Source organism: Polaribacter sp., assembly GCF_049276715.1.
Classification (GTDB): Bacteria; Bacteroidota; Bacteroidia; order Flavobacteriales; family Flavobacteriaceae; genus Polaribacter.
This window is the reverse complement of the sequence record NZ_JBASWY010000030.1, coordinates 53,517-66,407: the sequence shown is the minus strand read 5'-3', so window position 1 is coordinate 66,407 and position 12,891 is coordinate 53,517. Positions and strand designations below refer to the sequence as shown.

General features: G+C 29.0%; 12 protein-coding genes. 8 read left to right on the top strand and 4 right to left on the bottom strand.

The genetic code is table 11. From position 1 onward, the window contains the following. A partial coding sequence (locus WAO74_RS09065; protein ID WP_422161403.1) for a DUF6503 family protein occupies positions 1–396 on the top strand: 396 nt, incomplete at its 5' end. On the opposite strand, the gene WAO74_RS09060 is transcribed toward WAO74_RS09065, so the two are convergent. Next, on the bottom strand, positions 393–911 hold the full coding sequence (locus WAO74_RS09060) for a SixA phosphatase family protein (protein ID WP_422161401.1): 519 nt from the start codon (positions 909–911) through the stop codon (positions 393–395). The two genes, WAO74_RS09065 and WAO74_RS09060, sit on opposite strands and share 4 nt — an antisense overlap. A 98-nt stretch (positions 912–1,009) precedes the next feature. Continuing rightward, entirely contained in the window at positions 1,010–3,616 is a 2,607-nt protein-coding gene (clpB, locus tag WAO74_RS09055) for an ATP-dependent chaperone ClpB (protein ID WP_422161399.1), read from the bottom strand. 198 nt (positions 3,617–3,814) lie between these two features. Between clpB and ytxJ the strand changes: the two genes are divergently transcribed. The 7 genes from ytxJ to WAO74_RS09020 all read left to right on the top strand — a co-directional run bounded on the left by ytxJ (position 3,815) and on the right by WAO74_RS09020 (position 10,777). Beyond that, positions 3,815–4,216, top strand: a complete 402-nt coding sequence (gene ytxJ, locus WAO74_RS09050) for a bacillithiol system redox-active protein YtxJ (protein WP_422161397.1) — start codon at positions 3,815–3,817, stop codon at positions 4,214–4,216. Between the two features lie 58 nt (positions 4,217–4,274). Then, positions 4,275–5,822 carry a DEAD/DEAH box helicase gene (locus tag WAO74_RS09045; RefSeq protein WP_422161395.1) on the top strand — a complete coding sequence of 516 codons (1,548 nt, stop codon included), beginning with the start codon at positions 4,275–4,277 and terminating at the stop codon, positions 5,820–5,822. 329 nt (positions 5,823–6,151) lie between these two features. After that, the gene (locus WAO74_RS09040) at positions 6,152–7,561 is read left to right on the top strand and encodes an arginine decarboxylase (protein WP_422161394.1); all 1,410 of its coding nucleotides are present in this window, start codon (positions 6,152–6,154) and stop codon (positions 7,559–7,561) included. A 55-nt stretch (positions 7,562–7,616) separates the two neighbouring features. Next, a complete protein-coding gene (gene speB / locus WAO74_RS09035; RefSeq protein ID WP_422161392.1) occupies positions 7,617–8,564 on the top strand; it encodes an agmatinase in 948 nt (315 codons plus the stop codon). 9 nt (positions 8,565–8,573) lie between these two features. Continuing rightward, positions 8,574–9,431: a GNAT family N-acetyltransferase gene (locus tag WAO74_RS09030; RefSeq protein WP_422161391.1), complete on the top strand. Its 858-nt coding sequence runs from the start codon at positions 8,574–8,576 to the stop codon at positions 9,429–9,431. 2 nt (positions 9,432–9,433) lie between these two features. Further along, positions 9,434–10,402, top strand: coding sequence for a deoxyhypusine synthase family protein (locus WAO74_RS09025; protein ID WP_422161389.1), 969 nt, complete (start codon positions 9,434–9,436; stop codon positions 10,400–10,402). 93 nt (positions 10,403–10,495) lie between these two features. After that, positions 10,496–10,777, top strand: a complete 282-nt coding sequence (locus tag WAO74_RS09020) for a hypothetical protein (RefSeq protein WP_422161388.1) — start codon at positions 10,496–10,498, stop codon at positions 10,775–10,777. Between the two features lie 205 nt (positions 10,778–10,982). Here the strand turns inward: WAO74_RS09020 and WAO74_RS09015 are convergent, their stop codons facing one another. Together WAO74_RS09015 and WAO74_RS09010 are read right to left on the bottom strand one after the other, a co-directional pair. Further along, positions 10,983–11,654, bottom strand: coding sequence for a hypothetical protein (locus WAO74_RS09015; protein ID WP_422161386.1), 672 nt, complete (start codon positions 11,652–11,654; stop codon positions 10,983–10,985). Further along, complete coding sequence (locus tag WAO74_RS09010) at positions 11,655–12,791, bottom strand: AAA family ATPase (RefSeq protein ID WP_422161384.1); 1,137 nt, start codon at positions 12,789–12,791, stop codon at positions 11,655–11,657. Between the last annotated feature and the right edge of the window lie 100 nt (positions 12,792–12,891).

Here is a 12,891-nt window from a genome sequence, read left to right as displayed (position 1 = left end):
GTATTACCTTATGGATTAAATGATAAGGCTGTTCGTAAAAAGCTATTAAAACCATCAACTATAAAAGGAAAAGATTACTACAAAATAGAAATTTCTTTTTCTGAAAATGGAGGAGGAGAAGATTTTGAGGATATTTTTATATATTTGATAGAAAAAGATAATTTTTTAATTGATTACTTAGCCTATTCTTATCACACAAATGGTGGTGGAAAACGTTTTAGGGCTTTAAAAGAACAATGCAGTAAAAAAGGAATTCGGTTCGTAGATTACCAAAATTATAAGCCTGAAAACAAGTCAATTGAGTTGATGTATTTAGATGCCGCTTTTGAAAATAATCAACTAAAAAAGGTCTCTGAAATTATTTTAAATAATATAGAAGTTGAGCTATTAAACTAGTTTATACTTTCTACTTTACTTGTTTTTTTATCATTATGAATAGTTACAATAAATAATTTAGAATTATCAGTATCAGAGATGTTTTCGTACTTTTCTTCTTCTAAAATTTTATTTACAAATGAAGGAGTTGTATTGCTATGACCAACCACTAAAACTGATTTTCCTTTTGTATCTTTTTGAAAAATAGAATCATACATTCTGGTAGGATTGTAAAAAATGATTTCTAAATTTTTAGTTTGTGCTGTTGGTGTTGCAGTTTGTATAGTTCTATTATAATTAGTAGAATATACAGCGTCTATTTGAATATCTTTAAAGTAATTGGCCCAATTTTGAGCTCTTTTTTCACCTTCGAAATTCAAATTTGGATTGCTATTCGTTTTGTCTGATCTATCTTTTTCGGCATGACGAATTAAATAATATATTGTAGTAGAAGAAGTAGTGGTAACTTTTTCTTTTGAAATACAAGATATTAATAAGCTAAAAGCAAAAGCAAGTAAAAATAAATATTTTTTCATATTGATAAATTAAAAATCAAATATAGGTAAAAAAGAAAAAGCGATACTTTTTAAAATATCGCTTTTTCGAAACTAATTAATTTATCAACTAACTTTAATTATTGTTCAATTAAATCAGCCTGATTTCTAAAAACCAATTGATCATCAAAAGCATCTAACAAAATAATACTGTCTGTGGTTACTTTGCCAGATAAAATTTCTTTAGAAAGCTGATTTAAAACTTCTTTCTGAATGACTCTTTTTACAGGTCTTGCACCAAATTCTGGCTGATATCCTTTTTTTGCTAAATATGCAATTGCTTCATCTGTAGCATCTAAAGTGATTTCTTGTTTGCCAATCATTTTCTTTAAATGTTCTATTTGCAGTTTTACTATTTTAAAAATATCAGCTTTATTTAATGGTGTAAACATAATTACATCATCAATTCTGTTCAAAAATTCTGGTCTTACAGATTGTTTTAACAATGCTAAAACCTCTATTTTTGCTAATTCAGTTACAGATTCTAAATCTGCTTTTGGGTCTGCAAATTTTTCCTGAATTATTTGACTTCCCATATTTGAAGTCATAATAATAATGGTATTTTTAAAATCTGCAACTCGCCCTTTATTATCTGTTAATCTTCCTTCATCTAAAACCTGTAACAAAACATTAAAAGTATCTGGATGTGCTTTTTCAATTTCATCTAAAAGCACTACAGAATATGGTCTTCTTCTTACAGCTTCAGTTAATTGTCCACCTTCGTCAAAGCCAACATAACCTGGAGGTGCACCAATTAATCTACTTACAGAATGACGCTCTTGATATTCGCTCATATCAATTCTAGTCATGGCATTTTCATCATCAAATAAATATTCTGCTAATGCTTTTGCCAGTTCTGTTTTTCCAACACCTGTAGTGCCTAAAAACAAGAAACTTCCAATTGGTTTATTTGGGTTTTGTAAACCAGCTCTAGAACGTCTTACAGCATCAGAAACAGCAACAATTGCTTCTTCTTGTCCAACCACTCTTTTATGTAATTGATGTTCTAATTTTAGCAATTTTTCACGTTCAGATTGAATCATTTTGGTTACAGGAATTCCTGTCCATTTTGCAACCACTTCTGCTATATCTTCTAATGTAACTTCCTCTTTAATTAAAGATTTTCCTGTTTGATTTTCTTGTAATACTTTTTGATAACCCTCTAATTGCTCTTGAACTTCTTTAATTTTACCATATCTAATTTCAGCAACTTTTCCATAATCTCCTTCACGTTCTGCTTTTTCTGCTTCAATTTTATAATTTTCTATAGCGGCTTTGCTGTTCTGAATGTTATCTATAATTTCTTTTTCAGATTTCCATTTTGCATTAATTTCGTTTCTTTCTTCTTTAAGGTTTGCCAAATCTGAACGAAGCGATTTTAACTTCGTTTCGTCTTTTTCTCGTTTTATTGCTTCAATTTCGATCTCTAACTGCATCACCTTTCTGTCTAGAACATCTAGTTCTTCTGGTTTAGAATTAATTTCCATACGTAATTTAGACGCAGCTTCATCCATTAAATCAATAGCTTTGTCTGGTAAAAAACGGTTGGTAATATATCTCTGAGAAAGTTCTACTGCACCAATAATAGCTTCATCTTTAATTCGAACTTTATGGTGTGCTTCGTACTTTTCTTTAATTCCTCTTAAAATAGAAATGGCGCTTTCTGTATCTGGCTCATTAACAATTACCTTCTGAAAACGTCTTTCAAGCGCTTTGTCTTTTTCAAAATATTTTTGATATTCATCTAAAGTGGTTGCTCCAATTGCACGCAATTCACCTCTTGCCAAAGCTGGCTTTAAAATGTTTGCTGCGTCCATAGCTCCTTGTCCACCTCCAGCACCAACTAACGTATGAATTTCATCAATAAATAGCACAATATCTCCATCTGAGTTTGTTACCTCTTTAATTACTGCTTTTAACCGTTCTTCAAATTCTCCTTTGTATTTTGCACCCGCAATTAAGGCTCCCATATCTAAAGAAAAAATGAGTTTATCTTTTAGATTTTCTGGCACATCACCATCTACAATTCTGTGTGCTAAGCCTTCTGCAATCGCTGTTTTACCAGTTCCAGGCTCACCAACTAAAATTGGATTGTTTTTTGTTCTACGTGATAAAATTTGTAGCAAACGTCTTATTTCTTCATCTCTACCAATTACTGGATCTAATTTTCCGTTTTTGGCCAATTCATTTAAGTTTTTAGCAAATTTGTTTAACGAATTATAAGTTTCTTCTTGCGATTGTGAAGTAACTCTTTCACCTTTTCTCAATTCTTCAATCGCGGCTTTTAAGTGTTTTTCGGTTACTCCTTGGTCTTTCAAAACTTGAGCAATATTAGATTTCGATTTGAAAATAGCTAAAATTAAATGTTCAATTGAAACATAATCATCTTTCATGTCTTTTGCTATGATTGCTGCTTCATTTAATGTTTTTCCAGCTTCTCTAGAAATCATAATTTCTGCACCAGAAACTTTAGGTAAACTTTCTAATTGTTTGTCTAAAATCTGATTGATAATATCAGTATTGATATTTAATTTCTTTAATAAAAAAGGCAGTACATTTTCATCAACTTGTGTTAAAGCTTTAAATATATGCTCATTTTCTATTTGATTATGACCAAAACTTTGCGCCAATTGTTGCGCCATTTGAATGGTTTCTTGCGATTTTGTTGTATAATTATTTAAATTCATTTTATATTTTTTGAATCAAGAAAAATTAAATTTCTTGAAATTAATATTTACTTTTTCAAGTTGAATGTAGCAATTTTAATACCATCTAATTTTAAACTCATTAACAAGTCAAAATGTCTTGAAAAGTATTGTGTTTACTGACTTTTTGACTGGTTAAAGTTTCTTATCTTTGTAAATTCTAATACTTAAAAATACAAAATGGGCATATTTAATAACATGTTTGGAGGAAAAGAAAATGAAAAACCAAAAGATGAAAAAAAGTCATATTTAAATTGGATTCCTCTTACATCTTTAGAACAATTGGCTGAAATTAAAGAAGCTTCTAAAACAAAACCGGTTTTAATTTTTAAACATTCTACCAGATGTGGAATTAGTAGAATGGTTATGAAGCAATTCGAAAATCTTTTTACAGAAGAGCATCAAAGTTTAAAGGTTTATTATTTAGATTTATTAAATTATAGAAATATATCTGATGAAGTTGGTTATACTTTTCAAGTAATTCATCAATCGCCACAATTATTAATCATTAAAAACGAGGTTTCTGTGCACAATGCCTCACATTATGACATTACTCAAACAAATTTAACAAGATTTGTTTAGTATAACTTGCATACAACCTTATTTAAGTCTTATTTTTGTATCTTAAATTTTAAAACGTTTGGCAGAGATTACGACTTCGAAAAATATATCAGGAAAAGAGTTATATGGGTATCAAAAAGATGCTTTACAAGAAATTTTTAAAGTTTTCGACTCAGCAGCTCAAGACTATCATTTGTTATATCAACTGCCAACTGGTGGTGGAAAAACAGTTATTTTTTCTGAAATTGTAAGAAGGTATTTACAAACTTTTAAGAAAAAAGTTTTGGTATTAACTCATAGAATTGAGTTAAGTAAGCAAACATCTAAAATGCTTCGCGAATTTGGTGTTCGCAATAAAATAATCAATTCTACAGCGAAATTAGATGATCAGCAAGACTTTGATTGTTTTGTTGCTATGGTTGAAACCTTAAAGAATCGATTAAATGATGATAAACTAGACATTTCTGATATTGGTTTGGTAATTGTAGATGAGGCGCATTACAATTCTTTTACTAAAATTTTTAAATTTTTTCACGATTCTTTTATCCTTGGAGTTACTGCAACACCCTTAAGTTCTAACATTAAATTACCAATGTATGAGAATTATCAGGAGTTATTTGTTGGTGAATCTATACAAGAGTTAATAGAAAATGAGTATTTAGCACAAGCAAATTTGTATTCTTATAATGTAGGTTTAACTTCTTTAGAAGTTGGTGCAAATGGAGATTATACTGTAAAATCTTCTGAAGATTTATATACAAATTCAGATATGCTTTCCAAGCTAGTGGGAGCTTACGAAGAAACTGCAAAAGGTAAGAAAACACTAATTTTTAATAACGGAATTAACACATCTATCCAAGTATTTCATGCTTTTAAAAAAGCAGGTTATCCCATTGCACATTTAGACAATACAAATACAAGAAAAGAGCGTGAGTTAATTTTAAAATGGTTTCATAAAACGCCAGGTGCCATTATAACCTCTGTAAGTATTTTAACTACTGGTTTTGATGAGCCTAGTATTGAGGCAATTATCTTAAATAGAGCAACAAAATCTCTAACTTTATATTACCAAATGATTGGACGTGGTTCGCGTATTTTTGGTGATAAGAAAACGTTTGACGTTATAGATTTAGGAAATAATTTTCACAGATTTGGACCTTGGGGAGCAGACTTAGACTGGCAAAAAATGTTCAGAGCTCCAGATTATTATTTGAATGCAATTTTATCTGATGAGGAAATAGAGAGTAGCTTTAGATATGAATTGCCTACGGATGTAAAAAAAGAGTTTGCAAAGTCGAAAGACACGTATTTTGACGTAAAATATGTTTATATAGATACGATTAGATCTGGAGAATCTTCTAAGAGGGTTTTAGAAAAATCGATAGAACATCATGCAAAAATGTGTATTGAAAATAGCGAAGATGTTTTTGATGCTTTAATTTTAGCAAAATTATTAGGAGAGGAGATTGATGACAGAATTAATAGATATGCAAAATGCATTTCTAAAAGTACTCACAATTTTGTTACTTGGTTAAAAGATGATTACAAGAAAAAATTGAATACATATTTACGCACTAATTTTGATGAAGATTTCGAGAAAATACATGGACATCCTCCTGAAGATTAATCTTTTAATAAAATAATTACTTTTTTATTGTTTTTCGATTTATTATAAAAAAAAAATATATTTTTGTTTTGCTTATTAAAGTTAAATATTATTATCTACATTGAAGGAAATCTTTATTTGTCCTAAAAATGGTTGTGAAACCTGCAAGAAATGTCGCAAAAAAATTATGATGAAAAGATTTAATCATCTGTATAATTTGTTGCTTTTTTCGAAACTTCATGTTGTTTATCTAAAAATTATTCTATAAAAATATATTTTCAAACTATATTTCTAAACTATTTTATTTAGTTTAGTTGTTACTAATTTTTTATAATAATTTAAGATCAAAAGTGAATACTAAATATACAGATTTAATAGATCAAACATTTCATTTCCCACAAGAGGAATTTCATACAGAAAACAACAAACTTTTTTGGCATGGTATTAACTTAATGGAATTAACTTCTAAATATGGTGCTCCATTAAAATTTACCTATTTGCCTAAAATATCAGAAAATATTAACAAGGCAAAAGGTTGGTTTCAAAAAAGTATGAAAAAACATGACTATAAAGGTAAATACTTTTATAGCTATTGTACAAAAAGTTCTCATTTTAAACATATTTTAAACGAAGCTTTAAAAAATGATATTCATATAGAAACTTCTTCAGCTTTTGATATTGACATTGTAAATAATTTAAAGAAAGAAGGCAAAATTAAGGATACAACCTATGTAATTTGTAACGGATTTAAACGTGATCAATACATTGAAAATATTGGTGCTTTAATTAATTCTGGACATAAAAATTGCATTCCAATTATAGATAATTTCGAAGAAATTGATTTAATTCAAGAAGAAACTAAGAAAAAGTTTAAAATTGGTATTAGAATTGCTTCAGAAGAAGAACCTAAATTTGAGTTTTATACTTCTAGGTTAGGTATTGGGTATAAAAACATCGTTTCTTTTTATGAGCGTGAAGTTGCTGATAATAAGAAAGTTGAATTAAAAATGTTGCATTTTTTCATTAATACAGGTATAAAAGATAATGCCTATTATTGGAATGAATTGATGAAATGTTTAAACGTCTACATCAACCTTAAAAAAGTTTGTCCAACTTTAGATAGCTTAAATATTGGTGGTGGTTTTCCTATAAAAAACTCTTTGGCCTTTGATTACGATTACGAATATATGATTGATGAAATTGTATATCAAATAAAAACAGCTTGTGATCAGGCTAATGTGGATGTACCAAATATATTTACAGAATTTGGTAGCTTTACAGTAGGAGAATCTGGTGCAGCGATTTATGAAGTTTTATATCAAAAAAGACAAAATGATAGAGAACGTTGGAATATGATTAACTCATCATTTATTACAACTTTACCAGATTCTTGGGCAATTAATAAACGTTTTATAATGTTGCCAATTAACAAATGGAATTTGAAATATGAGCGTGTTCTATTGGGTGGTTTAACTTGTGATAGTGATGATTATTACAACTCTGAACAGCATATAAATGGAATTTATTTGCCTACCTACGAAAAAGATAAACCTTTGTTTATTGGATTTTTTAACACAGGGGCTTATCAAGAATCTATAGGTGGTTTTGGCGGTTTGCAGCATTGCTTAATTCCACATCCAAAACATCTGTTGATAGATAAAGATGAAAATGGAAATTTTACTACAAAGATTTTTAAAGAGCAACAAAAAAGTAGTGAGTTACTCTCTATTTTAGGCTATGCAGATACAGCTAATAAATAAAAAGAAATAAGAAATATCCAAAAATAAAAAATGTTTTTCTACTCAAATTAATTAAATGAAAACAACTAAAAATTATGCAGGTATTCCACAAGAGTTTGGAAACTTGTCTACATCAAAAATTGTAATAATTCCTGTTTCTTATAATGGAACAAGTAATGCGCAGAATAGCGATGTAAGTGGTCCAGAAGCTTTTTTCGAAGCATCTGAGAATATTGAATTGTATGATATTGAAACAGACTCTGAAGCATTTAAAGAAGGTGTATATATTGCAGATGCAATTTCAGAAAACGATTCGCCAAAAAAAGTTGTAGAAGAAGTACATCAAACCACAAAAAAGTACATTAATAGAAATAAATTTGTAACTATTTTTGGAGGAGAACATTCTATTTCTATTGGAACTGTAAGAGCTTTTAATGAGTGTTTTAGCAGTTTATCTGTACTTCACATTGGTGCACATACAGATTTAAGAAAAGAATATGATGGTTCTAAATACAACAACGCTTGTGCAATGTACGAAGCAAATTCTTCTACCAATTTGGTACAAGTAGGTATTAGAAGTATGGATATTTCAGAAAAAAGAGAAATAAACTCAGACAAGGTTTTCTTTGCCCATGAAATGGCTGTTAACGAAGATTGGATGGATGATGTTGTAGATCAATTAAGTACGAATGTTTTTATTACATTCGATTTGCATGGAATAGACCCATCAATTATGCCATCTGTAACAAATCCTGAACCAGGAGGTTTGTTTTATTACGAAACTTTAGAGTTCTTAAAAAGAGTTTTTGATGAGAAAAACGTAGTTGGTTTTGATATGGTAGAATTAAATCCAAATAAAAACGACAAGTCTTCAAATGCTTTAGCAGCAAAATTATTCTATAAAATGTTAAGCTATAAGTTTGCTTCAAATGACGACTCTTATGATATTGGAAATGAAGATGATAACAGTGTCAACCCTTTTAGTAAATTGTCGAAATTTAAAAATGATGACGACGATTTTTAATCTAATTTAATGATAAAAACAATAGAAAATATAGAATTGCAGTATTTAACGATTGATGATTATCAAGACCTAAAACAAGCAATGATTGAGATTTATGCCAGTATGGAAAATACATATTGGTCAGAATCTCAAATAGAAAATTTAATTAAAAAATTTCCTGAAGGTCAGGTTGTTATTAAAATAAATGGCCAGTTTGCAGGTTGTGCACTTTCCATTATTGTAGATTACGATAGTTTTGATGAAGGACACACCTATGAAGATGTAACAGGTAATTTTAGTTTTAGTACTCATGACAAAGATGGTGATGTTCTGTATGGAATAGACGTTTTTATAAAATCGGACTTTCGTGGTTTACGTTTAGGAAGAAGATTGTACGATTACAGAAAAGAATTATGTGAAACCTTAAATTTAAGAGGAATCGTTTTTGGTGGTAGAATGCCAAATTATCATAAATTTTCTAAAACAATATCACCAAAAGAATATTTAGAAAAAGTAAAACGTAAAGAAATTTATGATCCAGTTTTAAACTTTCAAATCTCAAATGATTTTCATCCGTCGAAAATCTTAAAAGGCTATTTAGAAGGTGATGCCAATTCTGGAGAATTTGCAGTTTTATTAGAATGGGATAACATTTACTATCAGAAAAAATCTAAAAAAGCGACTACTAAAAAAACAGTTGTACGTTTGGGTTTAATTCAATGGCAAATGCGTTTGTATAAAGATTTGGAAGAATTAATGGAACATGCAGAGTTTTTTGTAGATTCTGTTTCTGCTTACAGATCAGATTTTGCAGTTTTTCCAGAGTTTTTTAATGCACCTTTAATGGCAGATAATAATCATTTGCCAGATTCAAAAAATAAAAAATAAAAATGAGCAAACCAATTACAAATTTTATAGAAAAATACTTTTTACATTTTAATGCAGCTGCTTTGGTAGATGCAGCAAAAGGATATGAAGCTCAATTAAACAAAGGTTCTAAAATGCTAGTTTCTTTGGCTGGTGCTATGAGTACAGCAGAATTAGGAAAGATTTTTGCAGAAATAATTCGCCAAGATAAAGTACAAATTATTTCCTGTACAGGTGCCAATTTAGAAGAAGATGTGATGAATTTAGTAGCTCATTCGCACTATAAAAGAGTACCTAATTATAGAGATTTAACACCACAAGATGAGTGGGATTTATTAGAAAAAGGCTTAAACAGAGTTACAGATACTTGTATTCCAGAAGAAGAAGCTTTTAGAAGAATTCAAGAACATATTGTTAAAATTTGGAAAGATGCAGAAGCAAAAGGCGAACGCTATTTGCCACATGAATATATGTACAAATTATTGTTATCTGGTGTTTTAGAGCAATACTATGAAATAGACATTAAAGATTCTTGGATGTATGCAGCTGCAGAAAAAAACTTACCAATGGTAGTTCCTGGTTGGGAAGATTCTACAATGGGTAACATTTTTGCTTCTTACGTTTTAAAAGGTGAGTTAAAAGCAACTACCATGAAATCTGGAATTGAATACATGACATTCTTATCTGATTGGTATACAGACAATTCTAAAAACGGAATTGGCTTTTTCCAAATTGGAGGAGGAATTGCAGGAGATTTCCCTATTTGTGTAGTACCAATGTTGTATCAAGATATGGAAAGAACAGACACGCCTTTTTGGAGTTACTTCTGTCAAATTTCAGATTCTACAACAAGTTATGGTTCTTACTCTGGAGCTGTGCCAAATGAAAAAATTACTTGGGGAAAATTAGATATAGACACACCTAAATTTATCATAGAAAGTGATGCTACCATTGTTGCACCGCTAATTTTTGCATATCTTTTAGAAATGTAATTAAAATGACATTTGTTTATTAAATTTTATTATTTTTGAAAATCAAAGAGCCCATTAAAATATACGTTATCTAGAAATTAACAGCTAAAAAAAATGAAAAGAGTAATCGTAGAATACGCAAAGTTAACCACAGACATATTAGATATGTTAATTGACAAATATCCTGATGGATATGATTATGGAGATATTATTTCTTTTAAAAATGCCAAAGGAGAAACTGTAAAAGCGATAGAAGTAAGAACAGATGATACTATTTACCTAGTTAAAATTAGTGATCGTTTAGAACAAACTATGGAAGATTACGCAGAAGACGAAGATTCTTTTGATGAAGATGCAGATATAGATGTAGATGATATTGAAGATGATGAAGATTAAAACTTTATAAATATTACTATAGATATTAAAAATAGCTCTGAATTTTCAGAGCTATTTTTGGTTTTGGTAATATCTTTATTTATTCTTAGTTACTTTGTTTAAAACTAAAGTTAGTTAATAAATCAAAGATATAGAGACCACAAGCATTTTCGTTAATTAGCTGTTACTAGAATTTTTTTTACACAATTTTGTGTGCAATCATTTATTAGGTAAGAGAGTAAAGTAAATCTATTAGTTGTTTGAACGTGGGAAGATGTTCTGTTTCATTTACCCTTTTTTCAAGCTGTTGGAAATAAGATTTTTCCATTACAATTGTTGGTTTTGATTTTCTATAAATTAAATTATGTTCTTTCAAAATTTCCCTAAAGTAAGAATAGTGAAAATGGGCTTTATTTCTATACAATGCCATTTTCTTCATTAATTCAGGGTCTTCTTCTATTATATTGTAATGTTCTATAAATTCTCTTAATTTTAAACCTACAGGTACTTTTTTTACTATTTTTTTGTTACCTAAAAACCAAGTTTCAATGCAGATATTCTGAACAACAAAATGTATTTCACAGTTTTCATTTAACTTAACTCCAGAATCAAAAATATGATTTTTTATTTCATCTATTCTGGCATCAACTCCAATTTCTTCTCCATCTAGACAAACTATTAGTTTGTCATAAATAGGGTTAGCATTAATGTTTTTTATTGCATTTACTGTATGATTGTAGATAGAAGGTATTCCACCACCAGAAAAAATATAATAACAATCTTGAGTGGCTTGATTTTCAAAATTAATTTCTGAATAATTAGGAAGCACATAGTTAATCCATTTAGGATATAGTAGAACTTCTGTTTTGTCACCCTCCAATATAAAGTATAAATTCATTTATGAAATACCTTGCTTATAAAAAGGGTGGTTTATTAAACTCATAAATCTATCATGATGAGAATTACCCATCTCAAATTCTTTAGCATCAAAAGTTTTTATTGTCCCCCCTTTTCTTGTTACAATTTTCCAATAATCAAATGGTATTTTATTGATAATGTATGGATGATGACTTGTTGCAATAAATTGAACATTGTTGTCATCATATATTAAATCTTCAGTTAGAACATCAATACAGTTAAGACCAAGACTATTTTCAAATTCATCAATTAAAATAACTGTACCTTCATTCCAGAGATACATTTCTGCAATATGAAGAAGTGTTCTCAACATACCTGAGGACATTCGATTATGAGGAATCCACTTTTGAACACCAATTTCTTTAATCTGTATGATGGTAGCTTCAAAAATAAAGTTAGATAATTCGTTATCTTTTATTGGTTCCACTTTTACATCTTCTACTTGAGGAAAAACATCAATAAAACGTGATTTAATCTCTTGAAATACAGGTTCCTCCATTTCGTAGATTAAAGCTAGTTTATCAAAAGTTTCTAATTCGCTTTCTTTTATTTGCTGAAAAGTCTTGTATTTGTTTTTTAGTTTTTCAATACTCAATCTGCTGAAACGAATACCTTCTTTTTCTGTATGGTCTCTGTATATGATTAATTTAAAACTTTCGTGAAGGTCAGAAATTAGTTCTTCCTCTTTTAAAATATTTATAGCACTTTCTGTGGAAATCAATTTTGGCATTTCATTGCCATTAAAAATAAATCTATTAAGATTTCTTTCAATTATTTTTTCCGAATTCAAAAAGATTTCTTCAAATACTATTTTTGGTTTTATTTCATCTTTACCAGAGTCGAAAAAATCTGTAATTAGTTCCTCTTTAGATTTAAGATTTTCAAATTCTCCTTTCCAATAGTAAATGTTACCTTTTAATGTTTCAAGTTCAACTTCCCATTTAACACCATTCTCATTACTTCCAGTTGCAATTTTTTTAAGAGCGTAAATTGAACGTAATATTTGAGTTTTTCCAACTCCAGAGACACCAACAAGAAGAGTTAGGTCGAAAAAGTTGATTTTTTCGAATCCCCATTCTTGTTCATTGTTAATATATTTGATTGACTTAAGTTTCATAACTCTAATTCTATTGAGGGAACAAATTTAACATTAATATTTCATTATCTTTTTATGTTGTTTTTAAATAGTTTACAACTTACCCTGATATGTATCGTTT

Coding starts and splice junctions, on each gene's coding strand:
- WAO74_RS09060 (WP_422161401.1), bottom strand. CDS start 911: ATGAAAAAATATTTATTTTTACTTGCTTTTGCTTTTAGCTTATTAATA.
- clpB (WP_422161399.1), bottom strand. CDS start 3,616: ATGAATTTAAATAATTATACAACAAAATCGCAAGAAACCATTCAAATG.
- ytxJ (WP_422161397.1), top strand. CDS start 3,815: ATGGGCATATTTAATAACATGTTTGGAGGAAAAGAAAATGAAAAACCA.
- speB (WP_422161392.1), top strand. CDS start 7,617: ATGAAAACAACTAAAAATTATGCAGGTATTCCACAAGAGTTTGGAAAC.
- WAO74_RS09030 (WP_422161391.1), top strand. CDS start 8,574: ATGATAAAAACAATAGAAAATATAGAATTGCAGTATTTAACGATTGAT.
- WAO74_RS09025 (WP_422161389.1), top strand. CDS start 9,434: ATGAGCAAACCAATTACAAATTTTATAGAAAAATACTTTTTACATTTT.
- WAO74_RS09020 (WP_422161388.1), top strand. CDS start 10,496: ATGAAAAGAGTAATCGTAGAATACGCAAAGTTAACCACAGACATATTA.
- WAO74_RS09015 (WP_422161386.1), bottom strand. CDS start 11,654: ATGAATTTATACTTTATATTGGAGGGTGACAAAACAGAAGTTCTACTA.
- WAO74_RS09010 (WP_422161384.1), bottom strand. CDS start 12,791: ATGAAACTTAAGTCAATCAAATATATTAACAATGAACAAGAATGGGGA.